This is a genomic window from Sphingomonas sp. PAMC 26621, assembly GCF_000251145.1.
In the GTDB taxonomy this organism is placed as follows: Bacteria; Pseudomonadota; Alphaproteobacteria; order Sphingomonadales; family Sphingomonadaceae; genus Sphingomonas.
Window position 1 is genome coordinate 157,909 of record NZ_AIDW01000023.1, and the last position, 26,370, is coordinate 184,278.

General features: G+C 66.3%; 21 protein-coding genes and 1 pseudogene. 10 read left to right on the forward strand and 12 right to left on the reverse strand.

Features of this window, described 5'->3' with window-relative positions; translation table 11 throughout:
* Positions 1 to 23: 23 nt before the first annotated feature.
* Genes RI03_RS14020 through RI03_RS14030 form a run of 3 tightly spaced genes read right to left on the reverse strand, consistent with a single transcriptional unit; the run spans position 24 to position 3,738 of the window.
* A complete protein-coding gene (locus RI03_RS14020; protein WP_010218033.1) occupies positions 24 to 2,249 on the reverse strand; it encodes a xanthine dehydrogenase family protein molybdopterin-binding subunit in 2,226 nt (741 codons plus the stop codon).
* On the reverse strand, positions 2,246 to 3,220 hold the full coding sequence (locus RI03_RS14025; protein WP_010218034.1) for an FAD binding domain-containing protein: 975 nt from the start codon (positions 3,218 to 3,220) through the stop codon (positions 2,246 to 2,248). Before RI03_RS14025 ends, RI03_RS14020 begins: the two co-directional genes overlap by 4 nt.
* Positions 3,217 to 3,738, reverse strand: coding sequence for a 2Fe-2S iron-sulfur cluster-binding protein (locus RI03_RS14030; protein WP_010218035.1), 522 nt, complete (start codon positions 3,736 to 3,738; stop codon positions 3,217 to 3,219). Before RI03_RS14030 ends, RI03_RS14025 begins: the two co-directional genes overlap by 4 nt.
* A 165-nt stretch (positions 3,739 to 3,903) precedes the next feature.
* Between RI03_RS14030 and RI03_RS14035 the strand changes: the two genes are divergently transcribed.
* Both RI03_RS14035 and RI03_RS14040 read left to right on the forward strand, forming a co-directional pair.
* Positions 3,904 to 4,908, forward strand: a complete 1,005-nt coding sequence (locus RI03_RS14035; RefSeq protein ID WP_010218036.1) for a glycerophosphodiester phosphodiesterase — start codon at positions 3,904 to 3,906, stop codon at positions 4,906 to 4,908.
* Positions 4,905 to 5,153, forward strand: coding sequence for a hypothetical protein (locus tag RI03_RS14040; RefSeq protein WP_010160568.1), 249 nt, complete (start codon positions 4,905 to 4,907; stop codon positions 5,151 to 5,153). The genes RI03_RS14035 and RI03_RS14040 overlap by 4 nt, the downstream gene beginning before the upstream one ends.
* A 67-nt stretch (positions 5,154 to 5,220) precedes the next feature.
* Here RI03_RS14040 and RI03_RS14045 read toward each other — a convergent pair whose 3' ends face one another.
* Both RI03_RS14045 and RI03_RS14050 read right to left on the reverse strand, forming a co-directional pair.
* The gene (locus tag RI03_RS14045; protein ID WP_010218037.1) at positions 5,221 to 5,919 is read right to left on the reverse strand and encodes an esterase/lipase family protein; all 699 of its coding nucleotides are present in this window, start codon (positions 5,917 to 5,919) and stop codon (positions 5,221 to 5,223) included.
* A complete protein-coding gene (locus RI03_RS14050) occupies positions 5,916 to 6,551 on the reverse strand; it encodes a TIGR02117 family protein (protein WP_238542371.1) in 636 nt (211 codons plus the stop codon). The genes RI03_RS14045 and RI03_RS14050 overlap by 4 nt, the downstream gene beginning before the upstream one ends.
* 73 nt (positions 6,552 to 6,624) lie before the next feature.
* Between RI03_RS14050 and phhA the strand changes: the two genes are divergently transcribed.
* Together phhA and RI03_RS14060 are read left to right on the forward strand one after the other, a co-directional pair.
* Complete coding sequence (gene phhA / locus RI03_RS14055; RefSeq protein ID WP_010218039.1) at positions 6,625 to 7,491, forward strand: phenylalanine 4-monooxygenase; 867 nt, start codon at positions 6,625 to 6,627, stop codon at positions 7,489 to 7,491.
* On the forward strand, positions 7,488 to 7,820 hold the full coding sequence (locus tag RI03_RS14060; RefSeq protein ID WP_010160572.1) for an EthD family reductase: 333 nt from the start codon (positions 7,488 to 7,490) through the stop codon (positions 7,818 to 7,820). Before phhA ends, RI03_RS14060 begins: the two co-directional genes overlap by 4 nt.
* 83 nt (positions 7,821 to 7,903) lie before the next feature.
* Here RI03_RS14060 and RI03_RS25100 read toward each other — a convergent pair.
* Together RI03_RS25100 and RI03_RS25105 are read right to left on the reverse strand one after the other, a co-directional pair.
* Positions 7,904 to 9,108: pseudogene (locus tag RI03_RS25100) on the reverse strand (family 43 glycosylhydrolase).
* A complete protein-coding gene (locus tag RI03_RS25105; RefSeq protein WP_274517562.1) occupies positions 9,027 to 9,605 on the reverse strand; it encodes a family 43 glycosylhydrolase in 579 nt (192 codons plus the stop codon). Before RI03_RS25105 ends, RI03_RS25100 begins: the two are co-directional and overlap by 82 nt.
* 78 nt (positions 9,606 to 9,683) lie before the next feature.
* On the opposite strand from RI03_RS25105, the gene RI03_RS14070 reads away from it, so the two are divergent.
* The 3 genes from RI03_RS14070 to RI03_RS14080 all read left to right on the forward strand — a co-directional run bounded on the left by RI03_RS14070 (position 9,684) and on the right by RI03_RS14080 (position 13,013).
* Complete coding sequence (locus RI03_RS14070) at positions 9,684 to 11,264, forward strand: aldehyde dehydrogenase (NADP(+)) (protein WP_026046732.1); 1,581 nt, start codon at positions 9,684 to 9,686, stop codon at positions 11,262 to 11,264.
* A complete protein-coding gene (gene araD1 / locus RI03_RS14075) occupies positions 11,261 to 12,232 on the forward strand; it encodes an AraD1 family protein (RefSeq protein WP_010218044.1) in 972 nt (323 codons plus the stop codon). Before RI03_RS14070 ends, araD1 begins: the two co-directional genes overlap by 4 nt.
* A 64-nt stretch (positions 12,233 to 12,296) precedes the next feature.
* Positions 12,297 to 13,013 carry a FadR/GntR family transcriptional regulator gene (locus tag RI03_RS14080; protein ID WP_010218045.1) on the forward strand — a complete coding sequence of 239 codons (717 nt, stop codon included), beginning with the start codon at positions 12,297 to 12,299 and terminating at the stop codon, positions 13,011 to 13,013.
* 175 nt (positions 13,014 to 13,188) lie between these two features.
* On the opposite strand, the gene RI03_RS14085 is transcribed toward RI03_RS14080, so the two are convergent.
* A complete protein-coding gene (locus tag RI03_RS14085) occupies positions 13,189 to 14,985 on the reverse strand; it encodes an IlvD/Edd family dehydratase (protein WP_010218046.1) in 1,797 nt (598 codons plus the stop codon).
* 114 nt (positions 14,986 to 15,099) lie between these two features.
* Between RI03_RS14085 and RI03_RS14090 the strand changes: the two genes are divergently transcribed.
* Positions 15,100 to 16,386 carry a sugar MFS transporter gene (locus tag RI03_RS14090; RefSeq protein WP_443208557.1) on the forward strand — a complete coding sequence of 429 codons (1,287 nt, stop codon included), beginning with the start codon at positions 15,100 to 15,102 and terminating at the stop codon, positions 16,384 to 16,386.
* Positions 16,387 to 16,513: 127 nt separating this feature from the next.
* Here RI03_RS14090 and RI03_RS14095 read toward each other — a convergent pair whose 3' ends face one another.
* Genes RI03_RS14095 through RI03_RS14105 form a run of 3 tightly spaced genes read right to left on the reverse strand, consistent with a single transcriptional unit; the run spans position 16,514 to position 21,347 of the window.
* Positions 16,514 to 17,581 carry a DUF2252 family protein gene (locus tag RI03_RS14095; protein WP_238542372.1) on the reverse strand — a complete coding sequence of 356 codons (1,068 nt, stop codon included), beginning with the start codon at positions 17,579 to 17,581 and terminating at the stop codon, positions 16,514 to 16,516.
* A 37-nt stretch (positions 17,582 to 17,618) separates the two neighbouring features.
* Complete coding sequence (locus RI03_RS14100) at positions 17,619 to 18,935, reverse strand: MFS transporter (protein WP_010218049.1); 1,317 nt, start codon at positions 18,933 to 18,935, stop codon at positions 17,619 to 17,621.
* A 39-nt stretch (positions 18,936 to 18,974) separates the two neighbouring features.
* Positions 18,975 to 21,347 (reverse strand): glycoside hydrolase family 3 N-terminal domain-containing protein, encoded by a 2,373-nt coding sequence (locus tag RI03_RS14105; protein ID WP_010218050.1) that lies wholly within the window; start codon positions 21,345 to 21,347, stop codon positions 18,975 to 18,977.
* Positions 21,348 to 21,569: 222 nt separating this feature from the next.
* On the opposite strand from RI03_RS14105, the gene RI03_RS14110 reads away from it, so the two are divergent.
* Both RI03_RS14110 and RI03_RS14115 read left to right on the forward strand, forming a co-directional pair.
* On the forward strand, positions 21,570 to 23,717 hold the full coding sequence (locus RI03_RS14110; RefSeq protein WP_010218051.1) for an alpha-glucuronidase family glycosyl hydrolase: 2,148 nt from the start codon (positions 21,570 to 21,572) through the stop codon (positions 23,715 to 23,717).
* Positions 23,718 to 23,769: 52 nt separating this feature from the next.
* Entirely contained in the window at positions 23,770 to 24,855 is a 1,086-nt protein-coding gene (locus tag RI03_RS14115) for a LacI family DNA-binding transcriptional regulator (RefSeq protein ID WP_010160584.1), read from the forward strand.
* Between the two features lie 73 nt (positions 24,856 to 24,928).
* On the opposite strand, the gene RI03_RS14120 is transcribed toward RI03_RS14115, so the two are convergent.
* Positions 24,929 to 26,362, reverse strand: coding sequence for a sugar porter family MFS transporter (locus RI03_RS14120; protein ID WP_269724625.1), 1,434 nt, complete (start codon positions 26,360 to 26,362; stop codon positions 24,929 to 24,931).
* Positions 26,363 to 26,370 lie beyond the last annotated feature (8 nt).

The window sequence follows — 26,370 nt, forward strand, 5'->3', positions numbered from 1 at the left end:
GTTCCCCGCGCGCCGGCCTGCCGTTAAAGCTCGGGCAGGCCTTCCAAGATCTTGTCGAGCGTAAGTGGGTAGTCCCGCACACGGATGCCAGTGGCGTTGTACACCGCATTCGCAATCGCCGCACCCGCGCCCGAGATCCCCAGCTCACCAATGCCCTTGGCGTGCATCGGGTTGGCGTGGATGTCGCGTTCCTCGAGGAACTCGACCTCGAGCTGCGGGACGTCGGCGTTCACCGGCACGTGATATTCCGCGAGATCGCGGTTCACCAGCTTGCCGTTGCGCGGATCGTGGATGAGGTCCTCGGTCAACGCGGTGCCGATCCCGAAGGTCATCCCGCCAAGGCACTGCGACCGTGCCGTCTTGGCGTTGAGGATCCGCCCCGCCGCGAACACGCCGAGCATCCGGCGGACACGGACTTCGCCCGTCACCGCATTGACGCCGACTTCCGCGAAATGCGCGCCGTAGGACGACTGGCGCGTTTCCTTCTCCTGCTTGCCCGGCTTGATCGCGCCATTTGCCACGATCCCCTCTCCCGCCAGTTCCGAGAGCGGAACGCGGCGGTTGTCGGCGATCGCATAGCCGTCCTTGAGCGTCATCGCTTCCTCGTCGACGCCCATCGCCTTGGCGAGCTTCTCGCGAATTTCCTGCGCCGCGAGATACACCGACGTCCCGGCAGATCCTGCGCCGAACGAACCGCCCGACCCCGACGAGGTTGGGAAGTTGGTATCGCCGAGCTCGACGTCGACCTGGTCAAGCGGCAGACCGAGCACCTCACCCGCGATCTGGCCGAGGATGGTGTACGAGCCGGTACCGATATCGGTCATGTCCGTCTCGACCGTGGCACGCCCTGCTGCCGACAGCGTGATCCGTGCCTCGGATGGCTGCAGCATGTTCGCGCGCGCCGCGGCTGCCATTCCGATACCGACAAACCACTCACCGTCGCGACGACTGCCAGGCGTCGCGTTGCGCTTGTCCCAGCCGAAACTCTTTGCCCCGACGTCCATGCACCGCACCAACTGACGCGACGAATGCGGGACCTGCGTTTCCGGATCGACTTCGGGCTCGTTGATCTTGCGGAACTCGATCGGGTCGAGCCCCAGCTTCTCGGCGAGCTCATCCATCGCGCCTTCCAGCGCGAGCATCCCGACCGCCTCGCCCGGCGCGCGCATCGACCCCGACAACAGCCAGTCGAGCCGGACGATGTCGTGATTGATCTCGCGGTTTTCGGCCGCATACATGAAGTGCGTCGCCTGACCCGTCGGCTCGAAATAATCGTCGTCCGGCAGGTTCGACGTAAGCGTGTCATGCCCCATAGCGGTCAGCTTGCCGTCCGCGGATGCCGCGAGCCGGATGCGCTGCTCGGTGTTGGACCGACGGACGGTCGCGTCGAACACCTGCTGGCGAGCCATCACGGCCTTGACCGGACGACCGAGCGCCTTCGCCGCGAGCGCCGCCGCAACCGACTCCGGCGCGATCCCGAGCTTCGACCCGAAGCCGCCGCCGATATAGCGTGCGACGATCCGAACCTTCGACTTGCTGACGCCAAGCGCCGCCGCAAGCTGCTCCACGTCGTTACCCGGCATCTGGTACGACCCGTGAAGCGTCAGCATTCCGCTGTCGTCCCACGTCGCGATGCTGGCGTGCGGCTCCATCGCCGCGCTATTCTGGCTCGGCGTAGTGAAAGTGACGTCGAGCGTCACCGCCGCATCGGCCATCGCCTTGTCGAGATCGCCTTGCGAGAAATGCGCGGGCGTATCCGCGTCGGCAGGCTTCTCGGTCTCGTTCTTCAGTGCCTCGAAATCGAACCGGCCATCGTCGGCCGCGTCGAACTTCACGACCACTTGCTGCGCCGCATCACGCGCCGCCTCGAAGCTTTCCGCCAGCACGATCGCGACGAGTTCGCCAAAATACTGGACGTTCTCGACGCCCTGCGGTGCCTTGGGAGCAAGGCCCTGCCCCGGCGCGGTGAGGAACTTGTCGAAGTCGGTGATGACATCGATAACGCCCGGAAGCGCCTTCGCCACGTCCGAGTCGACGCCGGTGATCTTGCCCTTTGCGAACGGCGCGCCGACCAGCACGCCATAAGCGAGGTTCTCGATCTGATATTCGGCCGCATAGGTCGCCGCGCCCGACACCTTGAGCGGACCTTCCTTGCGGTCGAGCGGCTTGCCGATGATTCCCTGCGTGCTCGTATCGAGCAGGCTGTTGGGGACCGGCTTGTCCATCGTCAGGGCATTGGTGCTGCTCATGCGGAAACTCCCGTCAGCTCGCGCAGGCTCGCAATCAGCGTGCGGCGTGCGAGCGGAATCTTGAAATCGTTCGTACCGTAGCCCTTGGCGTCCTTAAGCAACGCATCTGCCGCCGCATTGAACGCCGCATCGGTCGGCGCCTGCCCGACCAGAGCCGCCTCGACCGCCGGGTTACGCCACGGCATCGGACCCAGGCCGCCGAACGCGAGCGAGGCCGAGGCAATCTTGCCGTCCTCGACCGAGACGATCCCGGCGACCGAAACAAGCGCGAACGCATAGGACGCACGGTCGCGCACCTTGCGGTACAGCTGTTCGCCCTTGGGAGGCGTCGGCAGTTCGACGTGCGTGATCAGTTCACCTGCCTCGAGTACGTTCTCGATCTGCGGCGTGTCGCCCGGAAGGCGATAGAATTCGCTGATCGCGATGCGACGACGGTCGCCATCTGCCTTCAACGTCACGATCGTCGCGTCCAGCGCCTGCATCGCAACCGCCATGTCGCTCGGATGCGTCGCGATGCAATGCTCGCTCGTCCCGAGGATCGCGAGGATCCGGTTGACCCCACCGCTCGCGGAGCAGCCGGTGCCCGGCTCGCGCTTGTTGCAGGCGGTCGCCTTGTCATAGAAATAATAACAACGCGTCCGCTGGAGCAGATTGCCCCCGGTCGACGCCTTGTTGCGCAACTGGCCCGACGCGCCCGCTAGCAGCGCCCGGCTGAGCACCGGATAGCCTGCGACTACACGCGGATCGGCGGCAAGGTCGCTATTGGGCACGAGTGCGCCGATCGTCAGGCCGCCATCCTCGCGCTCCTCGATCTTGGCGAGATCGAGCCGGCTGATGTCGACCAGCGATTCCGGCGTCTCGATCTGCAGCTTCATCAGGTCGAGCAGGTTGGTCCCGCCCGCGATGAAGCGACCACCTGCGGCGACCGCGGCTTCGGGGCTCTCGGCCCGGCTATAGGCGAAGGTCTTCATGCGTCCGCTGCCTCTTTCTTGGCGGGGGTGAGCCCGGACACTTCGGAAATCGCGTCGACGATGTTGGGATAGGCCGAGCAACGGCACAGATTGCCGCTCATCCGCTCCGAAATCTCGTCATTGTCGAGCGACACGCTGTCGAGCCTGTCGCTGACATGGCTCGCCCAGCCCTTCTTGACCTCGTCGAGCATCCCGACAGCCGAGCAGATCTGCCCCGGCGTGCAATAGCCGCACTGATAGCCGTCATGCTTGACGAACGCCGCCTGCATCGGGTGCAGATTGTCCGCACTGCCAAGACCTTCGATCGTCAGAATGTCATCATCCTGATGCATGACCGCGAGCGTGAGACACGAATTGATCCGGCGCCCGTTGACGAGGACGGTGCACGCTCCGCACTGGCCGTGGTCGCAGCCCTTCTTGGTGCCGGTGAGACCGACGTGTTCACGGAGTACGTCGAGCAGCGACGCGCGGATATCTGGCTCGACCTCGTGGGTTTCGCCGTTGATGGTGAATTGCATGGGGTATGGCCTCCCTTTCAGCACGGGTTAACGAATATGAACCGAATGGTTTCCGCTTATACCGGCGGTCTACGTCCTTTTTCGTACAGCCTTCGATCAAGCTTTCTGCATCTGGCCGTGCTGTCCCTTGTAGCCGGACCTCCGGCGATGGCCCAAAGTGCGCCGATGGCCACGCCCGCACCGCATCCGCTCTCCCCGCCAATCGTCATCGCGCATCGCGGCGCCAGTGGATTACGCCCCGAACATACCCTCGCCTCCTATTCGCTCGCGATCGAGCAGGACGCTGATTTCATCGAGCCCGACCTGGTTTTGACCAAGGACAATGTCTTCGTCGCACGCCACGAGAATGACATCACCGGCACGACCAACGTCGCGATCCACCCCGAATTCGCCGCGCGCCGCACGACCAAGCTGATCGACGGAGAGAGTCACACCGGCTGGTTCACCGAGGATTTTACGCTCGCCGAACTCAAGACGCTCCGCGCAATCGAGCGGCTGCCCAAGCTGCGCCCCGACAATGCCAAATATGACGGCCAGTTCGAAATCCCGACGCTCGCCGAAGTCATCGCGCTGGCAAAACGCCATTCCGTCGGCGGACGGGTCGTCGGCATCTATCCCGAGACCAAGCACCCCAGCTATTTCGCGAGCATCGGCCACCCGATGGACGAGCTACTGGTCGCGCAACTCAAGGCGGCGGGCTGGAGCAAGCCGAGCGACCCGGTGTTCATCCAGTCGTTCGAGATCGCCAACCTCAAGCGCATCCACACCATGACCGGACTACGGCTGATCCAGCTGATGGATTCGAGCGGCGGTCCCGCCGATCATGCCGCACCGAGCTATGCCGAAATGACGACCCCGGAGGGGCTCAAGGCGATCGCGCGTTACGCCTACGGGATCGGCCCCGGCCTCGCGATGATCCAGAATGGCGACGCGGCACCGACCACGCTCGTCGCGGATGCCCACGCTGCCGGGCTGCGGCTCCATCCCTGGACGTTCCGCGCGGAAAATGCGTTTCTGCCCAAGAGCCTGCAGGTGGGAACCGATCCGGCAACCCATGGCCATATCGACACCGCAATCCGACGCTATCTCGACCTGGGGATCGACGGTTTCTTCACCGACTTCCCGGGAATTGGGGTACAGGCCCGCAACGCCGCGAAGGAAAACCGATGAAATACCGCCTCTTGCTTGCCGCCACGCTGCTTCCGCTGCTGGCGGGCGGCTGTGTCCGCACGGCGGCGAGCATCGTCACCTTCCCGGTCAAGGCCGTCGGCAAGACGGTCGACTGGACGACGACCAGCCAGTCCGAAGCCGACCGCAACTATGGGAAGAAGATGCGCAAGCAGGAGGAACGCGAAGGCCGCGAGCGCAAGCGCGCGCAAAAGCAGTGCCGCGAGGAGCGCCGCGGGGACTGCTGAGGGAATCTTTTCGTTTGCCGAACGATAAGCCCCAACCTGGGGGAGAGGCTGTAACTAGGCTCGAGGTTTAGGCCTTGCGTCCGCTTTCCCCCAGCACGCGCGCAACCGCGAGCAGTACTTCCGGCCGCACCTGCACCAGCACGTGGCTGCTGCGGACCTCGATCGTCCGGCCATTCTCGTCATGGCAGATCATGCCGTTGACGAACCCATCGCTGCGGCTCCAGATCGCAGTCGACGGTACCGGCAGCGGCTCCGCCACCAACTTGCGCTGCGCGAGGACGCTCGGTGCGTCGATCTGCTCGCCCGTCAAAAGCTGGAAGCTGCGCCAGACGTTGGTCGCGCGCGGCGATCCGGCGAACGGTGAGCTGATCGTGATGACCTCGCGCACCAGATCGGGCAGGCGGTGCGCGGCGTAGCGTGCCATGATCCCGCCGAGGCTGACCCCGATCAACGTCACTTTCTCGCCCGTTTCAGCTTCCAGCGCGCGGACCCGATCGAGCAGCAAAGCGCCCTGATCGCCAACCGCGCGGATCCCGAAATTCCGACCGAGCCCCCAGCCCTCCGCGCGATACCCGAGGCTCGTCAGATACCGACGCAAGACCACGAGCGACCGGTCGCTGTTGATCAGCCCGGGCAGCAGCAACACCGGCCGCCCGTCGCCGCGCGGGGCCAGGCCAAGCCGTCGCCGCGCGCCGAGCAGCGACGCCAGCCCGAACGCCGCGCGCGGCAATTCCGCCGCCCACAACAGGCGTGACGGCGGCCTCATGCAGCGAGCCATTCGAGCACGGTGACGGGAAACGGCGTCCACGCACCGATCCGCACGCCAGCGGCGCGCAGCGCGTCGCCGGTCCAGCTGTTGCAGGTACGGATCGCGTCATAACGACCGGTCGCTGCGTAGAAGGCATCGTCCTGGCCGTAGCCACGACGGTGCCAGCCGCGCGGCGCAACGCTCGCGCGGACGAACGCGGCAAGCCGGCGATATTCTTCCGGGCGGAGCCTCACGACGCGCACCTGCGCGCCGGGTACGGGTTCTGCGATATGCTCGACATGCAATACCGTCTGCCCGCTGCCGAGCGCGGCGGACACGACCGTCATCGGTCGCACGTCTGCCCAGGTCGGTGTCTCGACGTAGAAACGCCGGTCACCCCAGCCGATCGCGACGTGATCGTAGCCTGCATAGCGTGGATCGCCGAGATCGTTCGCCGGGAAAAACCGACGCCAGTCGACCCCCGCCGCGACCTTGGGCAGAACCAGTCCGGTATGGATTCCATTGCTCTCGACCAGGATCCGTATCCCCCGCGCAGGCTGCGTCGCGGTCGCATTGGTCGGAACCATGCCTCCGATCATCCCCGCCACGCCATAGCCAATTTGCACTAACAGGAAGATAAATAGGGCCATTCCGATCCAGTGACGCAGCTGTGGCATTCGCTTCCTGTTTTATCCCTGACAAACGCTATGATAGAGGGTGCGGATGATGGAAGATACGCATGTTCTCGACACGCCCCCGGCCGGCGCCAATGCCGACTGGACGATCCCGCAAAACTGGTCGCTATTCACCGCCGAAGAACACCGTGTCTGGGACACGCTGTTCGAGCGACAGGCGAAATTGCTGCCCGGACGTGCTTCGAACGCCTATCTACGCGGGCTTGATGTACTCAAGCTGTCCAAACCCGGGATTCCCGATTTCGAGGAACTGTCCGAACGGTTGATGAAGCTGACCGGCTGGCAGGTCGTCGCCGTCCCCGGGCTGGTGCCCGACGAGGTGTTCTTCGACCATATGGCGAACCGGCGCTTCGTCGCGGGCAATTTCATCCGCCGCGCGGACCAGCTAGATTATCTGCAGGAACCCGACGTGTTCCACGACGTGTTCGGCCACGTCCCGATGCTCGCCGACCCGGTGTTCGCGGATTATCTCGCCGCCTACGGTCGCGGCGGGCAGCGTGCGCAGGGGCTGGACGCGCTCAAATATCTCGGGCGGCTCTATTGGTACACCGTCGAGTTCGGGCTGATCGCCGAACCCGAGGGGATGCGAATCTATGGCGCGGGGATCGTGTCGAGCTTCGCCGAAAGCCGCTTCGCGCTGGATGACCCAAGCCCAAACCGGATCAAGTTCGATCTCGAGCGGGTGATGCGCACCGAATATCGGATCGACGATTTCCAGCAGAATTACTTTGTCATTCCTAGCCTCGAGGATTTGCTGCGCGTGACGGTCGAGACCGATTTCGCGCCGCTGTATCGCGAGCTCGCGACGCTGCCGGATGTACCGGTCGCGGAAATCCTTCCGGGTGACGCAATGATCACGAACGGAACGCAGGCTTATGCGTTGAGCAAGCGATGACCGATACTCCCAAGGAAACCACCATGATCATCGTCAGCGTGATGTACGAGAAGGCAGAACGCTTCGACGAGGATTATTATCTCAACAGCCACATGCCGCTGGTGCGCGACCGGTGGAAGGCCGAACTATCGGGCACGCGCGTGCTCAAGGGCACGCCCGCGCCCGATGGCAGCGCACCGCCGTTCATCATTGTCGCCGAACTTTCCTTTGCGACGATGGGCGACGTGCAGCAGGCGATGAGCGGCGCGCATGCCGCGGAGATCTTTGGCGACGTCGCTAATTTCACCGATGCCAAGCCAAAGCAGATGATCAGCGAAGTAATCGGCTGACCATCCTGCGTCACCCCGGTTTGGTGCCGGGGTGACGCCGGATGGCGTGCGGGACCCGATACCGTCCTCCCCTTCGTTTCGCGCTATCGCGGCCCCTGCGCGAACGGACCGATCATCGTACCGACGAAGCCCCCCGCCTTGTCGGTGCTGAGGTTGGTCGCATCGACGTTCGCCGCAAGGGTCACCCACGCCTTGCGGACCGAATAGGCCAGGTCATACCGTCCCCCATGCGCCGAGATCCGGAACCGGAACGGCCCGCTCACGGTTATCGGTCGTTCCGCCACGGTGACCCCAATGCGTGGCTCGCCCGCCCCGGATCGGCGGGCGGCGCGGACATACGTCTTTCCGCCATGCCTGGTCAGCGCGATCGTCAGGAAGAAATTGTCGTTCTGCACCGCGGCAAGGCCCGCATCTCGCCTTCGGCCGGCGCGAAGCGCACCGAGGTCGAAAAGGTCGCCACACCATGCTCCTGCCGTCGCGCTACGAACGCGGGCTTGCCGAAATCGCCGATGCCGTCCGCTAGCGGATCGAGCAACAGGTCACCCTGTCCCAGCCGATACGGCGCACCGCGCATCGTCATCCATTCGAACCCGAGCCGTGCGCCCGCAAACTCTTCGCGCGTGCTAAAGCTGCCGGTCAGCGGCGTCGTCCCCGCCGTCACCATCGGCAGCGGCGCGCGCGCGATGCGCGGCACGGCCTGCCCCTTGGGGAGGATCACCGGCCAGCCACCAGACCAGTCGACCGGAAGCAGGAAGGTCTCGCGCCCGGTGTTGTAGAAATCCTTGGCATAGGGCCGCGTACCGAGGAAGATCGACCACCAGCGTCCGTCCGGAAGTTGCACGAGATCGGCATGGCCCGTTGCGCTGACCGGGTTCGCCCGGCCGACGGGCTGGTCGCGCTGGGTAAGGATCGGGTTGATCGCGCGCGGTGCCGGGACATATGGCCCCTGTACCGCCGGCGCGCGGAACACGACTTCGCTGTGGTTGACGCTCGTCCCGCCTTCCGCCGCCATCAGGTAATAGGCGTCCTTCACGCGGTAGATGTGCGGCCCCTCGATCCACACTGGTTTCGCCGCGAGATCGACCCCGCCGTTGACGACCATCTTGGCATTGCCGAGCATCTTGAGCCCTACGGGATCGAACTGCTCGATCCACAATGCGCGATGCCCATCATACGTCGAGCCGCCGACCGGCTCGCGGTTGTTGATCAGCCACGCCTTGCCGTCGGTATCGAAGAACAGCGACGGGTCGATCCCCTCGACACTCCGCAGGAACACCGGATCGGCCACGGCCCCGCGGGATTGGTCGCGGTGATCACGAAATTGCCCCCGCACCGGACGCAGGTGTTGACGATGTAAAACCGCCCAGCGTGATAATTGATCGCGGGGGCGAACACGCCCTCCGAAATTGCGCGTCCGGTAAAATCGAGCTGCCCCGGCCGGTCGATCGCATTGCCGATCTGGCGCCAGTGGACGAGATCGCGGCTGTGGAACACCGGGATGCCGGGAAACCAGGAGAAGGTCGAATTGACGAGATAATAATCCGCGCCAACCCGCACGATGCTCGGATCCGGATGATAGCCGGCGAGGATCGGGTTGCGATAGCTGTCCGCCGGCACCGCCGCGCCGTCGCTGCCGGAATAGGACACCCAGCCAAACCGCGCCGGTCCCGCCGCCTGCGCCGAGCCCGCGACCAGCGCGATCGCGCCGAGTGCCACCGCGCTGTAACGCCCCGCCGCTAACAGTGCCTGACCAGTACGGGCTATCGGCAAAATCGGTCGGGACATGGCGTGCATCCTCAGTCTCACCTTGCAGTCGGCGTCCGCAAACCCTATTATGTCTGAGTTATTATGGAAGGGCTTTTCGTGATCGATGGAGCAATTTTGATCGGCGCTGACGTTCGTCAGGCCGATACGCGGTTTACCGCGATCAACCCCGCGACCGGCGAAACGCTGGAGCCGAACTTCTCGGCAGCAGGCCCCGATGCCGTTGCGGAAGCCGCCGCGCTCGCAGAAGACGCATTCCCGGTCTATTCGACGACGGATCTCACGACGCGCGCGACCTTCCTCGAGGCGATCGCCGATGCGATCGTCGCGATCGGCGACGATCTCATCGTCCGCGCGATGGCCGAGAGCGGCCTGCCCCGCCCACGCCTCGAAGGCGAACGCGGTCGCACCGTTGGCCAGCTCCGCATGTTCGCGCAAATGGTCCGCCAGGGTGACTTCCTCGACGCGACGATCGACCCCGCGCTCCCCGACCGCGCACCGTTGCCCCGGCCCGACCTGCGCCGTATCAACCTCGCGATCGGCCCGGTCGCGGTGTTCGGTGCCTCCAACTTCCCGCTCGCCTTCTCGGTCGCGGGCGGCGACACCGCGTCGGCCCTCGCCGCGGGTTGCCCGGTGATCGTCAAGGGTCACCCGGCGCATCCGGGTACCGGCGAACTGGTCGCACGCGCGATCGCGTCGGCGGTCCAGTCGAGCGGCCTGCCCGCGGGCGTCTTCTCCTATTTGCCGGGTGACAGCAACGCGCTGGGCGGCGCGCTCGTCGCCGATCCGCGCGTCAAGGCGGTCGGCTTCACCGGCTCGCGCGGCGGTGGCCTCGCGCTGATGAAGATCGCCGCCGGGCGGGACGAGCCGATCCCGGTCTATGCCGAAATGTCGAGCATCAACCCGGTCATCCTCTTCCCCGCCGCGCTTGCCGCGCGCGCGAAGGAGCTTGGCGCGGCCTATGTCCAGTCGCTGACGATGGGTGCCGGCCAGTTCTGCACCAACCCGGGTCTGGTCATCGCAGTCGAAGGCCCAGATCTCGACACGTTCGTTGCCGCCGCTGGCGAAGCGCTGACGGGCAGCGCCGCGCTGACCATGCTCACGCCCGGCATTCACGAAGCTTATGAAAAGGGTGTCGACCTTCTCGGCGGCCATGACGCGGTCCGCACCGTCGCGCGCGGTGTCGCCAACACCGGCCCCAACCAGGCGATCGGCGCGCTGTTCGAGACCGATGCAGCGAGCTTCCTCGCCGACCGCGCGCTCGGGCACGAGGTGTTCGGCTCGTCGTCGGTCGTCGTACGCTGCAAGGACCTTGCCGAGGTCGGCCATGTCATTGCCTCGCTCGAGGGCCAGCTCACCGCAACCGTTCAGATCGACGCGGGCGATGCGGAAGCCGCCGCCGGGATCGTCCCGATCATCGCGGGCCGCGTTGGGCGCATCCTCGCCAATGGCTGGCCGACGGGGGTCGAAGTGAGCCACGCGATGGTCCACGGCGGTCCGTTCCCCGCCACCAGCGACGGGCGCACGACCTCGGTCGGCACGCTCGCCATCTATCGCTTCCTGCGCCCGGTCTCGTTCCAGAACCTGCCGCAGGCGATGCTCCCGGCGGCGCTGCGCGACGGCAACCCGTGGGACATCGCACGCCGGATCGACGGGGTGCGCGAGGCATCCGCACGATGATCGTCTCGCTCGTCCAGTTCGACGACGGCGCGCGTGGCGTTGCGGCGATGACTTCCGATGGCGCGCGCCGCGTCATCGGGGTGTCGACGATGCTCGAGCTCGCCGATCTCGCGGTCCAGTCCGAAATGGGGCTGGCCGCGCTGGCGGAAACCCGGCTCGGTGATGTGGTCGACCTGACGAGCGTGCGGTTACTGACGCCGATCGATCATGCAGATGATGCGCATCTGCTCGTCAGCGGCACGGGGCTGACTCATCTCGGATCAGCCGAGGGCCGTGACCAGATGCATCGCAAGGCGGCGGAAAACCCCGACCCGACTGATTCGATGAAGATGTTCCTGATGGGCGTCGACGGCGGCAAGCCCTTAGCAGGCGAGACCGGTGTCCAGCCCGAATGGTTCTACAAGGGCGACGGCGCGATCCTCGCTGGCCCTGGCGAGGAGCTGACAATGCCGGGCTTCGCGCTCGACGGCGGCGAGGAGCCCGAGATTGCGGGCATTTACCTGATCGCCCCGGACGGTACCCCAGTCAGGCTCGGCTTTGCGCTCGGTAATGAATTCTCGGATCATGTGACCGAACGCGGCAATTACCTGTGGCTCGCGCATTCCAAGCTGCGTCCCGCCGCGCTCGGCCCCGAACTGCTGCTCGGCGACCTGCCCGCCGACGTTCGCGGCACGAGCAAGATCGTCCGCGACGGGGCGACGGTATGGGAAAAACCGTTCCTGTCGGGCGAGGCGAACATGTCGCACAGCATCGCCAACCTCGAGCATCACCACTTCAAATATGCCGGCTTCCGGCGTCCCGGCGACGTTCACGTCCACTTCTTCGGCACAGCGACGCTGTCGTTCAGCGAAGGCTTCCAGACACAGCCAGGCGACGTGTTCGAAATCGCAGCCGCGCCGTTCATGCTTCCCGTGCGCAACCCGCTCGCGGTGGGCGATACTATCGTGCCACAGGTCCGCGCGCTATAAGCGTGTGCCGCTTCCGGAGCGCGGCGCGATCGGCTAGCATCGGCGCGACACGCAAGGGAGCGGCATGACCGGAGACGACGACCGCAGCTTCGCCCCGCGCATCCACGGGATCATCGCGCACGACATCGGCGTGGAGATCGTCAGCGGAGTGCGCCAGCCCGGCACGGTGTTCGGCGGCGAGATCGAGGCAAGCGAGGCGCTCGGCATTTCGCGCACCGCGTATCGCGAGGCGATCCGTATCCTGGCCGCCAAGGGGCTGGTCGAGAGCCGCCCCAAGGCCGGTACGCGCGTCACGCCGCGAAGCCGCTGGAACCTGCTCGACGTCGACGTGCTCGCGTGGACGTTCGAAGGCGAGCCCGACACCGACTTCATCATCGACCTGTTCGAGCTGCGCGGCGTGATCGAACCCGCAGCCGCTGCGTTTGCGGCGCGGCGGCGCGCAGACGCAAACCTCGCCGAGATGCACGACGCGCTCGAGGCGATGCGCCTGTACGGCCTGAAGGACGCGCGCGGGCAAACCGCCGACCAGCGCTTCCACCGCGCGATCCTTGCCGCGGCGCGCAACGAACCGCTCGCGGCGCTGGCGAACAGCGTCGGCGCGGCGGTGCGCTGGACGACGACGTTCAAGCATCGCAAGCACGCGCTACCGCGCGATCCCCTGCCGGATCACGAGCGCGTGTATGAGGCGATCGTCGCGGGCGATGGCAAGGCGGCGCATAACGCAATGGTCGACCTGCTGCGGCTGGCGCTGGGAGATATGGGGCTGGTCGAGCGCGAGTAAGGGGCTACCCGATGGGGCGGCAGCGCCGGCAGATTAACCCGCCCATACCTAAAGGGTGCTTCCCCGCCGAAGGCCGGGGGCCAGTAGCAGTGGTCATCGTTACTCGAGCGCAACTGCCCGTTACCACGACCTGCGCGACTGGGCCCCGGCCCCCGCCGGGGAAGTCTGGTTCGCTTCAGTGGTTATCCCGCGGCAACCCGCGCGTCTGGGCGATACGCTGATACGCCTCAGAGCCTTCGAGGATCGCGCCGGTCCCCAACTGCCCGACGACCGAACGCTGGATCTCCTGCCATGGCGTCTGCGACGCGGGATACTGATACCCCCCCGCCGCCGCCAGCGCTTCGCGTCGCGCAGCGATCTCGGCATCGTCGATCAGCACGTCGGCGGTTCCGCGATTGAGATCGATCCGCACCCGGTCCCCCGTGCGCAGCAGCGCAAGCGTCCCGCCGGCTGCGGCCTCGGGCGATGCGTTGAGGATCGACGGGCTGCCGCTCGTCCCCGACTGGCGACCGTCGCCGATGCACGGCAGCGCATGGACACCGTCGAGAATCAGATGCGCAGGCGGGCGCATGTTGACGACTTCGGCCGCGCCCGGATAGCCGATCGGCCCCGCGCCACGCATCACCAGCAGCGTTTCGGGGGTGATCCCGGTTGCGGGGTCGTCGATCAGCCGGTGATATTCCTCCGGCCCATCAAACACGACGACCGGCCCTTCGAACGCATCGAGGTTGCCCGGCGTGGACAGATAGCGTTCGCGGAATTCGGGCGAGATCACGCTCGTCTTCATCACGGCGTTATCGAACAGATTGCCCGACAGCACGACGAAGCCGGCCGCCTCCATCAACGGGGTCGCGAACGGACGGATCACCTTCTCGTCCTCGATCGCGACGCCACGGCAATTCTCGCCCATCGTCTTGCCGTTGACGGTCATCGCACCCTCGGCGATCAGCCCCTGGTCGATCAACTGCGACACGACCGCCGGAACACCGCCCGCGCGGTAGAAATCCTCGCCGAGATATTCGCCCGCGGGCTGCAAATTGACGAGCAGCGGAATGTCGAGCCCGTGCGACTGCCACGTCTCGACCGGCACGTCGACGCCGATATGACGCGAGATCGCGGTCAGATGGATCGGCGCGTTGGTCGACCCGCCGATCGCCGAATTGACCCGGATCGCGTTGAGGAAGGCGTCGCGGGTCATGATGTCCGAGGGCTTCAGATCCTCCGCGACCATGTCGACGATGCGCTTGCCGGTCAGATAGGCGACTTCCTGCCGATCGCGATACGGCGCGGGGATCGCGGCCGAACCGGGCAGCGACATGCCGAGCGCCTCGCACAGCGAGTTCATCGTCGTCGCGGTGCCCATCGTGTTGCAATAACCGGTCGACGGTGCCGACGAGGCGACAAGGCGGATGAATTCGGCGTGGTCGATCTCGCACGCTGCAAGCAGCTCGCGCGCCTTCCACACGATCGTGCCTGAACCGGTCCGCTCGCCCTTGTGCCAGCCGTTGAGCATCGGCCCGACCGACAGCGCGATCGCCGGGATGTTCACGGTTGCCGCCGCCATCAGGCAGGCGGGCGTGGTCTTGTCGCAGCCGATCGTCAGTACGACGCCGTCGAGCGGATAGCCGTACAGCGTCTCGACCAGCCCGAGGTAGGCAAGGTTGCGGTCGAGGCCGGCGGTCGGGCGCTTGCCGGTTTCCTGAATTGGATGGACCGGGAATTCGAGCGCGATCCCGCCGGCTTCCCGAATGCCTTCGCGCAGCCGCTCGGCCAGCACGAGGTGGTGGCGGTTGCATGGGCTCAGGTCAGACCCGGTCTGCGCAATGCCGATGATCGGCTTGCCCGATTGCAGCTCGGCCAGGCTCAAGCCGAAGTTGAGGTACCGCTCCAGATACAGCGCGGTCATGTCAATGTTGTCGGGATTGTCGAACCAGGCGCGGCTGCGGAGCTTGGGGGGTGTGGATTCAGACATTTTCGAAAACTCCGCGTTTGACGCTATCCAGATCGGGATATACTCAGACAATTATAAGATCAATGAGGATGCGTGCTGATGGCGATGGTTCCGACCCGGCAATCTGCCCCCGACATGGTGGCGACGGAGGGTGGCGTCCGCCCGTCCTATGTCAGCGCGCTCGTGTTGCTCGGCACGTTGTTCTTCATGTGGGGCTTCATCACGGTCATCAACAACACGCTGCTGCCGCATCTGCGCAGCGTGTTCGAACTGAGCTACACCCAGACCACACTGATCGAGAGCGTCTGGTTCATCGCCTATTTCTTCGCGTCGATTCCCTCGGCCAAGCTGATCGAGCGGATCGGGTATAAGAAGTCGCTCGTCACCGGGCTGTTGATCATGGCGGCGGGTGCGGTCGGCATGACGCTTGCGGCAAGCATCCCGTCCTACGGTGTCACGCTCGTCATGCTGTTCGTGATTGCGAGCGGGATCACGCTGCTCCAGGTGGCGGCAAACCCCTATGTCGCGGTGATCGGCGCGCCCGAGACCGCCTCGGCGCGGCTCAATCTCGTGCAGGCGCTCAATTCGGCAGGAACGATGCTCGCCCCGCTGTTCGGCGCGTATCTGATCCTCGGTCGCTCGACCAGCGGTACTGCCAAGTCCGGGACCGTCTTTACCCAGGCGGAACGGCTCGCCGACGCGCAGTCGGTAGTGTTGCCCTATGTGCTGGTCGCGATCGTACTGGTCGTGCTCGCGGTGGTGATCGCCCGCTTCCCCCTGCCCGCGATGGGGGGATCGACCAGCCGGATGGCCAAGGCTGAGCGCAGGAACCACTCCTTGTGGAAGCACCGCAACCTCGTGTTCGGCATCCCGGCGATCTTCATCTACCTGATCGCCGAGATCGGCGTCGCCAACTTGTTCGTCAACTTCGTCAGCCAGCCCGAGATCGCAGACCTGACGCATGAGCAGGCCGGGCGTTACCTGACGTTCCTGTGGGGCGGGATGATGATCGGGCGGTTCGTCGGCTCGTTCATCATGCAGAAGATCCCCGCCGAAACGGTGCTCGCCGCCTTCTCGATCGGGGCGTTCGTCGTGATGCTCGTCACCGTGTTCACGACCGGGCCCGTCGCGATGTGGGCGCTGATCCTCGTCGGTCTGTTCCACTCGATCATGTTCCCGACGATCTTCACGCTCGGGATCAAGGGGCTCGGACCGTTGACCGAGGAGGGTTCAGGGCTGCTGATCATGGCGATCGCGGGGGGCGCGCTCGTCGTGGTGCAGGGCAAGCTTGCGGACATGTACGGGTTGCAGGCTTCGTTCCTGTTGACCGCGGCGTGCGAGCTGTATGTGCTGTTCTACGCACTATGGGGGTGCCGGACGACGGAAAGTACCCCGGTGCCGGGCCAGCAACTCGACGACTGACGCTGCGGCCATGCGTCGCTTTGCGATCCTTCGTCATCCCGGCAGGGAACTGATGTGACGAAACCGGGCGTCCCACCGGGGGAATCGTGTTCCTGGCCGCCGCCACCCTACGAGGTGCCACGGGCGTTCAGCTCTTCGCCGTTTCCCGCCGCCATACGTCCCAGTCTGCCTCGGTCGAACACGTAACGGTCCGGCCTGCGCCCTTGAGCCATCCACCCGGCAGCGCGGCGAGCTCGCGCTTGAGCGTCGACGCATCGCCCGTGCCGCAATGGATCGCGGCCAGATCACGCCCCATCGCCGCGAACAGATTGGCGTGGAGGGCGGGTGAGAGCGTCTCGAAGTCGATCTTGCTGCTGTTCGGACCAAGCCGTCGGACGACATGGTCCGTGCCGTAGCGCAGCGTCGCATCAGGCGAGCGGTAACGACCGTGCGCCAGCCGGTCCGCGAGCCCGGCTTCCTCTCCGCTTCCCCAGGCCGACGGCAACACCGCCTTGATCTCGGCTGCGACCGGCCCGCCGCGCCACGCCCCCATCGCGACGAAGCGCGGGCGACCGAGGCTGCCGACGCCTGCCGACCGCGCAGCGATCGTCGCTTCTTCAACCTGTCCAAGCGCTGCCATCAACGGCTGCTCGAACGCGCGCGGGTTGCATATAGCGGGCGGGGCCGCTTCAAGCTTCGCCCAATAGGCCGCGCGCTGCTTGTCGGTCGCGGCGAAGGCGTCGCGCAGCCACAGATGATCGCGTTCGAGTACGAAGGCGTTCGGCGCGGCAAGCCCCTCGGCGTAGCCGGCGAGCACCGCGTCAGCGATCTCGCCGGCGCGCGTATCGTCGAGCGCGAGGATCAGGCTCGTCGCGAGCCGCACGAGATCGAACGGCCATGGCGCACGCGCCGCTTCGTCAAAATCGTTGACGCCCCACACCAGCCGCATCTGCGCATCGCGCCAAAGGCCGAAATTGCCCGCGTGTGAATCGACCACCGCGCCAACCCGAGTGGCAGTCATCAGCTCGGGGCACAGCGTCGGCGCGGTTTCGGCCCAGCGGAAGCAGGTCGCGCGGAGGAACTGGAACGGCGACTTGCGCATCTTGCGATGCTTTTCGGCCAAGTCCGCAGCGACCACGGCGGTGCCGAGCGAAGCGACGAGCGCGGCTTCGTAGCGGTCGACCGACGCGACGATATCGGAATGATCCCTGGGCATGCCCGGCAGCATAGGACGCGCTGCTCCCCGCGCAACGCTACGGGTTGATCGTCACCGGTTCGTAGCGCGGGTTGAGCAGATGAGTCACCAGCAGCGCGAGCAGATACGCCAGCCCGCAGGCGATGAAGAACGGCTGGTAGCTCCCCACCGTATCGAGCAGCAGTCCGAGCGACTTGGACGCGATGAACCCGCCTGCCGCGCCCGCGAACCCGCCGAGCCCGACCAGCGTCCCCTGCGCATAGCGCGGGAACAGGTCGCCCGGGAGTGAGAAGAGGTTGGTCGAGAATCCCTGGTGCGCCGCGCAGGCCAGACCGATGAAGCCGACCGCGATCCAGATGTTGCTAGCCTGCACCGCGAACATCACCGGGAGCGCGAAGAGCGCGCAGACGAACATCGCCCGCTTGCGCGCGCGGCCCGTCGCGACTCCGCGCTTGAGCAGGTGCGACGAATACCAGCCTCCCGAAATCGCCCCGAAATCGGCGAGGATATAGATCGCCACCAGCGGCGGCCCGAAGCTCTTGAGGTCGTAGCCATATTGCTTGCTGAAGAAATCGGGGAGCCAGAACAGGAACGTCCACCACACCGGGTCGATCAGGAACCGCCCCGCCATATAGGCCCAGGTCTCGCGATGGCGCAGCACGCTGCGGAAGGTCGCGCGCCCGACGTCGACCGATGGCTCGGTCTCGATCCAGGCACGTTCCTCGGGCGTCAGCCGGGGGTGGTCGGCGGGCTTGCGGTACAGCCAGAACCACAGGCCCAGCCACACGACGTTGAACAGCCCGGTCACGATGAACGCCCAGCGCCAGTTGAGCGCGAAGGTCACGACCAGCAGCGAGACGAGCAGCGGCGTCACCACCGCGCCGACGTTGGCGCCGGCGTTGAAGATGCCGATCGCGAGCGCGCGTTCCTTCTTGGGGAACCATTGCGACACCGCCGCCAGCGCGGACGGGTAGGTCCCCGCCTCGCCCAGCGCGAGCGGGATGCGGGCGATGACGAAGCCGGTCGTGCTCGTCACCAGCACCTGCGCGAGATGCCCGATCGTCCAGGTCGCGACCGCCAGCAGATAGCCCGTCTTCGCGCCGATCCGGTCGATCAGCCAGCCGAAGAACAGGAAGCCGAAGCCGTAGCAGACCTGGAAATAGCCGGTGATGTCGCCATAGCCGGTGTTGGACCAGCCGTAGGTCGCCGACAACTCGGGCTTGAGCACGCCGAGCACGAGCCGGTCGATGTACGACAGGACGACCGCGGCGAACAGGAGCCCGCAGATGATCCAGCGGACTCGCCCGCGCGGGCGGGGGACGGCGTGTTCGGCGGTCTCGGGGGCCTGCGCGATCTGGTCGCCTAAACTAGTCATCGTTGCACAGGCGGACGGGGGAAAATCATGGGCGGTTCCTCAGGCGATTTCGAGTTGGGCGGTCTTGAGATCGGCCGAGCTGGCGCCCGCCATGACGTCGAACAGACCGGGTTCGACGACTTCGTGCATCTCATTGTTCCACAAGGAGAAAGCGTCCGGACCGAGCTGGAAGCGGAGCGTCCGCCGCTCGCCGGGCTTGAGCGTAACCCGTTCGAATCCCTTCAATTCCTTGACCGGGCGCGTCACCGACGAAACCTGGTCGTGGACGTAGATCTGGACCACTTCGTCCCCCGTTCGGTCACCGATGTTGGCGACGTCGACCTCGACGCTCACCGTGTCACCGACGCCGATCCGCGCGGCCGACAGGCGGGGCGCGCCGACCTCGAACCGGGTGTAGCTCAGCCCGAACCCGAACGGGAACAAGGGGCGCGCGTCCTTGAACAGATAGCCGCGCCGCGCGGACGGTTTCTCGTTGTAATACAAAGGCACCTGCCCGACCTCGCGGACGACGCTGACCGGCAGTTTCGCGCCCGGATTGATGTCGCCGAACAGCGCTTCCGCGATCGCGGTGCCGCCTTCCTGCCCGACATACCAGCATTCGAGCAGCGCATTCGCCCCGCGCACCACGTTCGGCCATGACGGCGGGCGCCCGTTGATCGCCACGACCACGACCGGCTTCCCCGTCGCCTTCACCGCATCGAACAAGGCGTTCTGCTCGCCGAGCAGGTCGAGGTCGATCCGGTCGCCGAGATGCGTTTTCGCATAGCCTTCGCGGCTGGTCTGCTCGGTATCGCCGATCGCGAGCAGCACGATGTCGCACCCTTGCGCCACCGCGACCGCCTCTGCGATCAGCGCGCGGTTCTTTTCCGGGTCGCCAAGCAGCACCGCGTTCGCCGACCGGTCCTCGCTCTGCGTGATGAAGACGCCCTGTGCGTGGACAACCTCGGCCTTCCCGGCGAGCCGCGCGCGAACGCCTTCGAGCAGCGAGACCGTCTGCCGCGGGATCGACGAATAACCGCCGAGCCGCGCGACCGCCGCGTTCGGGCCGATCACCGCGACACGCTTGTGCTTGCCCGCGGTGAGCGGGAGCGTGCCGTCGTTGACGAGCAACGCAATCGACCGCCGCGCCGCTTCCAGCGCAAGCGCGCGTGCCTCTGCGTTGGCGGTGAGCTTCGCCGCCGCGACGGGATCGACCGGCCCCGCCTCGAACAGCCCCGCGCGGAATTTCATTCGCAGCATGTGCGCGCACGCCGCATCGACCAACGCAACCGGCACCTTGCCCCCGCGCACCGCCGCCGCGAGCCCGCGATAGGCGACGCCGTCGGGCAGGTCGCAATCGACCCCCGCCTGCAACGCAAGCAACGCCGCGCCGTCCATGTCTTTCGCAAGATGATGGAAATAGGAGAGCTCGGGGATTGCCGCATAATCGCTGACGATCGCGCCGTCGAAGCCCCATTCGCCGCGCAACACGTCATGCAGCAGCCAGCGATTGGCATGGCTCGGGACGCCGTCGATCTCATTATACGACGGCATCACCGCACCGATTCCGGTGCGCTTCACCACCGCGCGGAACGGCGGGAAGAAATCGGAGCGCAGCTCGCGCTCGCCGAGCGCAGCGGGCGCGACATTGTCCCCCGCCATCGGCTGGCCGTGCCCGGTCATGTGCTTCAAGGTGGCGAACACCTTGCCCGGCCCGAGCGTCTTGCCCTGCCCCTGCAACCCGGTGACCGCAGCGACCCCCATTTCGCCGCAGAGATACGGGTCCTCGCCGAACGTTTCCTCGATCCGCCCCCAGCGTGGATCGCGCGCGATGTCGACGACCGGGGACAGCGCGAGCACCGTCCCGTGCGCGCGGACCTCACGCCCGATCACCGCATTGACCCGCTCGACCAGACCGCGGTCGAACGACCCGGCGAGCGCGATCGCCTGCGGGAAGCTGGTCGCCTCGGGCGCCATATAGCCGTGGAGCGCTTCCTCGTGGAACAGGATCGGGATGCCGAGCCGGGTCCGCGTCCGCGCCCAATCCTGCGCGGCATTGACGAAGGCGATCGTATCGGCGGGCTTGCGCCAGCGCCCGGTAACGTCCGTGCCGGTATTGTTCGCAGTCGCCGCGCCGCCGCGATCCGACGGGCGTGCGATCTGGCCAATGCCGTTGGGATAAGTGGTATCCGCGCGCGTGGGCGCAAAGGCGCTGGCGTCGTCCATCACGTCGCGCTTCGCGGTCGACAGCGTAATCAACTGCGCGACCTTCTCCTCGAGCGTCATCCGCCCGAGCAGGTCGCTGACGCGAAGATCGACCGGCGCGCGGCGGTCGCGATAGACCGGCTGCGTCGCGGCGCGGACGCCACCCGGAAGAAGCCCAAGCGCGGAGACCGAGGCGGTCCAGCGCAACACGTCTCGGCGAGTCGTCACGCAGCCGCCCCGCGCGTCGATTTCGCGCGATCACAGGGGCCTTTGCCCCCTTGCTTGTCTGCGACCAGACCCATCCGCATCCTTCCCGTTCGACGTCAACGTGGCATTGCTGGCGATGCCTTCGTTGTGTTAGCGTTATCATGCGTCAGGCGTCGTCGTTCTGTCAACGACCGCGCGGCAGACCGACGACCGGACCAATCCGGCGGGCGACGACGGAGGGTGATGATGGACATGCGCAACCTGGTAAAACGGACGATCGTCGCGGCGTTGCTCGCCGGCGTTGCCACCCCCGCCTTCGCCGAAGACGGCTATGATCTCTGGCTGCGCTATCGTCCGCTCGCCGCCGCGCAAGGGACCGACACCGCCGCGATCACCGTTCTCGGCGACACGCCGACGCTGCGGGTCGCGGGTGCGGAACTGACGCGCGGCCTGTCCGGTCTGTCGGCGCATCCCGTTCCGCTGGTGGCCGAAGCGCGCGCGGGTGCGATCGTCCTTGCGGTCAGCAGCGCGCCGCAGCTTGCCGCGCTCAAGCTGCCGACCGAGGCGCTCGGGCAGGAAGGCTATCTCGTCCGCGCGGTCGATCTCGACGGCCGCCGCGTGACGCTCGTCACCGCGAACACCGATCGCGGGGTGCTTTATGGCGCGTTCGCCTTGCTCCGCTGGGTCCAGACCGGCCATCCGCCTGCCGGGGTCGACCTGTCTTCCACCCCGCACGTCGCGTTGCGGGTGCTCGATCATTGGGACAATCTCGATGGGACGGTCGAGCGCGGCTATTCGGGCCAGTCGCTGTGGGACTGGTGGACGCTCCCCGACTATCGCGACCCGCGCTACACCGATTATGCGCGTGCCAATGCCTCGATCGGGATCAACGGCAGCGTCCTCAACAACGTCAACGCCAAGGCCGAAAGCCTGACCCCGTTCTATATCGCCAAGGCCGCGGCGCTCGCGGATATCTTCCGGCCCTACGGGATCAAGGTCTATCTCTCGGCGCGCTTCTCCGCACCGATCGAGCTTGGCGGCCTCAAGACCGCCGATCCGCTCGATCCGCAGGTCGCGGCGTGGTGGCGCGCGAAGGCGGACGAGATCTACCGCGCGATCCCCGATTTCGGCGGCTTTCTGGTGAAGGCCAATTCGGAAGGCCAGCCCGGCCCGCAGGATTACCACCGCACGCATGCGGACGGCGCGAACATGCTCGCCGCCGCGGTCGCGCCACACAACGGAATCGTGATGTGGCGCGCGTTTGTCTACGCGCAGGAAAATGCCGAGGATCGCGCCAAGCAGGCGTATGACGACTTCCATCCGCTTGACGGGAAGTTCGCGTCGAACGTGATCGTCCAGGTCAAGAACGGCGCGATCGATTTCCAGCCGCGCGAGCCGTTCCATCCCTTGTTCGGCGCGATGCCAAAGACGCCGCTGATGATGGAATTCCAGATCACCAAGGAATATCTCGGCCAGGCGACGCACCTCGCCTATCTCGGCCCGATGTTCGAGGAGACGCTGCGGGGCGACACGCTCGCACACGGCAAGGGATCGACGGTCGCGCGGGTGGTCGACGGGACGCTCGACCATCATGCGCTGACGGGCATGGCGGGGGTCGCCAATATCGGGCGTGACCGCGACTGGTCGGGATCGACCTTCAACCAGGCGAACTGGTTCGCGTTCGGGCGGTTCGCGTGGAACCCCGACGACAGCGCGGAGGCGATTGCGCGCGACTGGGCGGCGATGACGTTCGAGCCTGCGCCCGCGGTCGTCGGGCCGGTGGTGAAGATGATGGCGGGCTCGCGCGAGGCGGTGGTCGACTACATGACCCCGCTCGGGCTCGCGCATGTGATGGCGACCGGGCATCATTACGGGCCGGGGCTGTGGATCTCCGATCTCAAGCGGCCCGAATGGAACCCCTATTATTATCACCGCGCGACCAGCGACGCGGTCGGGGTGGAGCGCGGGCCGAAGGGCAATGCCGCGACCGCGCAATATGCGCCCGCGCTCGCACGGATGCTCGCCGACCCGAAGACGACGCCGGAGCGCGACCTTTTGTGGTTCCACCGCGTCCCGTGGACGTACCGGCTGAAATCGGGCGAGACGGTGTGGCAGGGGATGGTCGGCGATTACGACCGCGGCGTCGACTATGTCGCCGGGATGCGCGCGGACTGGGCGACGCTCCGCCTGCGGATCGACGCCGAACGCTTCGCCAAGACCGAGAGCTTCCTCGGCGTGCAGCAGCGCGAGGCGCAGTGGTGGCGCGATGCGAGCCTGTCTTACTGGATGTCGGTGAACGGGCTTCCGCTGCCGGCGGGCGTGCGCCCTCCCGCGCATGACCTCTCCTGGTACAAGGCGCAGCGGTTTCCTTACGCCCCCGGAAACCCCTGACTTGCCGAGAGCGTAAGGATCGGCCCATAGTCCGCGAGACGAAAGGATCCGAATGACGGAAACACGACCCTCGCGGCGGCAGCACAATGTGCCGACGATCACCGATGTCGCGCGCAAAGCGGGCGTGTCGCCGATGACCGTGTCGCGCGTCATCAACGCCAAGGACACGGTCCGCGCGCAGACGCGCGAGCGGGTCGAGGCGGCGATCGCGGAGCTCAACTACGCGCCCAATGCCGCCGCGCGGACGCTGGCGGGGGGCGAGGAGATCCGGATCGGGCTGCTCCATTCGAACCCAAGCTTCGCCTATCTGAGTGCGTTCCTCGTCGGCAGCCTCGACCAGGCGAGCCGGAGCAACGTCCAGCTTGTCGTCGAGAAATGCGACGAGCCCGGGCAGGAAGCCGCCGCGGTCGCGCACCTCCTCAACGGACGGGTCGACGGGATCGTGCTGCCGCCGCCGCTGAGCGATTCCCCCGACGTGCTGGCCGCGCTCGAGGCTGCCGGCGTGCCGATCGTCGCGGTCGCGACCGGGCGCGCGCCGGGCTGGGCATTGTCGGTGAGCATCGACGATCGCCAGGCGGCGTATGACATGACGCGGCATCTCGGCACGCTCGGGCATCGCCGGATCGGGTTCATCACCGGCAACCCCAACCAGACCGCGAGCGCGGAACGGCTCGACGGCTATCGCGCGGCGCTGGCCGATCTCGACCTGCCCGATGATCCCGCGCTGGTGGAGGAAGGGCTGTTCACCTATCGCTCGGGGCTCGATGCGGCTGACCGCCTGCTCGAACTGAGCGATCCGCCCTCGGCGATCTTCGCGTCGAACGACGACATGGCGGCGGCGACGGTCGCGATCGCGCATCGCCGCGGGCTCGACGTGCCGAGCGACCTGACGGTGTGTGGGTTCGACGATACCGCGCTCGCGACGACGATCTGGCCCGAGCTGACGACGATCCGCCAGCCGGTGGTGGAAATGTCGCGGATGGCGGTCGAGTTGCTGGTCCACGCGATCCGGATGGGCAAGGCGGGGCGGCCCGAGGATGTCGGCGAACCGCATGTGCTGGCGGATTACACGCTGATCCGGCGCCAGTCGGATGCGGCACCGCGGCGTCGGCCTGCGGCACGGCGCGTACCGGACTGACCGGTCCGCGCACGAAAAAGGCGTCGTTCCAATTGGAACGACGCCTTTTTTTCTGGCCCTCGGAGGAGGTGGGTTACCCCTCCATGTCCTCGAGCTCGCGCCCGCGGGTTTCGTTGACCATCGCCTTCACGAAGAAGAACGAGATCGCCGCGAACACCGCATAGCCGGTGTAGGTGACCGCGAGGCCCGGCGACACCACGAGCGCGGGGAAGCTGACCGAGATCGCGGCATTGGCGATCCACTGTGCGAAGCCTGCGACAGCAAGCCCCGACCCTCGGATCTGGTTGGGGAACATCTCGCCGAGCATGACCCACATGATCGGGCCCCAGCTGAAGTTGAAAAAGATGACGTAGAGGTTCGCCGCAACGAGCGCGATCACGCCGTTGTTGCCCGGCAGCGACACCGCGCCATCCGCGCCGGTCACTGCGGTCGAGAACGCGTACGCGACGGTCGCGAGCGTCACCGCCATGCCGGCCGAACCGACCAGCAGCAGCGGCTTGCGGCCGATCTTGTCGACGAAGGCGATCGTGAAGACGCACGCGCCGATCGACAGCACGCCCGACAGGATGTTGGTCTGAAGCGCGTAATTCTCGGAGAAGCCGACCGCTTCCCACAGCGTCGCGCCGTAATAGAAGACGACGTTGATGCCGACGAGCTGCTGGAACACCGCAAGCCCGATGCCCGCCCACAGGATCGGACGGATCTTGCCGGTGCGCTTGTCGAGCAGGTCGGACAGGCGTGGCTTGTGATGATCGGCCGACAGGCTCGCGCGGATCTCGGTGACCTTGCGGTCCGCCTCTTCCTGCCCGAACAGCCGCGCGAGCACGACGCGCGCCCGCTCGTCATACCCCTTCACCATCAGGTAGCGCGGGCTCTCCGGGATGATCAGCAGCGCGAGGAAGTAGATCGCGGCGGGGATCGCCTGGAGCCAGAACATCCAGCGCCAGGCGGGCTCGCCGAGCCAGAGGATCGCGGTCGAACCGCCCGCGTAGCGCGCGAGCACGTAATTGGCGACGAACGCGCCGGTCAGCCCGGTGATGATCATCACCTGCTGAACGCTCGACAGCCGCCCGCGGATCGAGGCGGGGGTGACTTCGGAGATATAGACCGGCGAGATCACGCTCGCCGCGCCGACGCCGAGGCCGCCGACGATGCGCGCGAGGATGAAGATGATCGACGAGCCCGCAGCCCCCGCCGCGAGCGCGCTGACGAGGAACAGCGCCGCGGCGAGCATCATCACGCTGCGCCGCCCAATCCGGTCCGCCAGCCGCCCGGCGGTGAACGCGCCGATCGACGAACCGACGAGGATCGCACCGACGTTGATCCCGATCCCGAGCTTGCCGAGGTCGAACGCCGCCTCGAGCCCCTTTTGCGTGCCGTTGATGACGCCCGAATCATAGCCGAACATGAACCCGCCGATCGTCGCCACCGCGACGATCGCGGCAATGAAGCCGAAATTCACCTTGCTCATGTCCGGGCCTACCCCCGGCAGCGATACCGTCGCCATAGTCCGTT

Coding starts and splice junctions, on each gene's coding strand:
- araD1 (WP_010218044.1), top strand. CDS start 11,261: ATGATCGTCTCGCTCGTCCAGTTCGACGACGGCGCGCGTGGCGTTGCG.
- RI03_RS14100 (WP_010218049.1), bottom strand. CDS start 18,935: ATGACTAGTTTAGGCGACCAGATCGCGCAGGCCCCCGAGACCGCCGAA.
- RI03_RS14110 (WP_010218051.1), top strand. CDS start 21,570: ATGATGGACATGCGCAACCTGGTAAAACGGACGATCGTCGCGGCGTTG.
- RI03_RS14120 (WP_269724625.1), bottom strand. CDS start 26,362: ATGGCGACGGTATCGCTGCCGGGGGTAGGCCCGGACATGAGCAAGGTG.
- RI03_RS14080 (WP_010218045.1), top strand. CDS start 12,297: ATGACCGGAGACGACGACCGCAGCTTCGCCCCGCGCATCCACGGGATC.
- phhA (WP_010218039.1), top strand. CDS start 6,625: ATGATGGAAGATACGCATGTTCTCGACACGCCCCCGGCCGGCGCCAAT.
- RI03_RS14025 (WP_010218034.1), bottom strand. CDS start 3,220: ATGAAGACCTTCGCCTATAGCCGGGCCGAGAGCCCCGAAGCCGCGGTC.
- RI03_RS14060 (WP_010160572.1), top strand. CDS start 7,488: ATGACCGATACTCCCAAGGAAACCACCATGATCATCGTCAGCGTGATG.
- RI03_RS14045 (WP_010218037.1), bottom strand. CDS start 5,919: ATGAGGCCGCCGTCACGCCTGTTGTGGGCGGCGGAATTGCCGCGCGCG.
- RI03_RS14030 (WP_010218035.1), bottom strand. CDS start 3,738: ATGCAATTCACCATCAACGGCGAAACCCACGAGGTCGAGCCAGATATC.
- RI03_RS14035 (WP_010218036.1), top strand. CDS start 3,904: ATGGCCACGCCCGCACCGCATCCGCTCTCCCCGCCAATCGTCATCGCG.
- RI03_RS25105 (WP_274517562.1), bottom strand. CDS start 9,605: ATGTCCCGACCGATTTTGCCGATAGCCCGTACTGGTCAGGCACTGTTA.
- RI03_RS14020 (WP_010218033.1), bottom strand. CDS start 2,249: ATGAGCAGCACCAATGCCCTGACGATGGACAAGCCGGTCCCCAACAGC.
- RI03_RS14085 (WP_010218046.1), bottom strand. CDS start 14,985: ATGTCTGAATCCACACCCCCCAAGCTCCGCAGCCGCGCCTGGTTCGAC.
- RI03_RS14090 (WP_443208557.1), top strand. CDS start 15,100: ATGGTGGCGACGGAGGGTGGCGTCCGCCCGTCCTATGTCAGCGCGCTC.
- RI03_RS14095 (WP_238542372.1), bottom strand. CDS start 17,581: ATGCCCAGGGATCATTCCGATATCGTCGCGTCGGTCGACCGCTACGAA.
- RI03_RS14115 (WP_010160584.1), top strand. CDS start 23,770: ATGACGGAAACACGACCCTCGCGGCGGCAGCACAATGTGCCGACGATC.
- RI03_RS14050 (WP_238542371.1), bottom strand. CDS start 6,551: ATGGCCCTATTTATCTTCCTGTTAGTGCAAATTGGCTATGGCGTGGCG.
- RI03_RS14040 (WP_010160568.1), top strand. CDS start 4,905: ATGAAATACCGCCTCTTGCTTGCCGCCACGCTGCTTCCGCTGCTGGCG.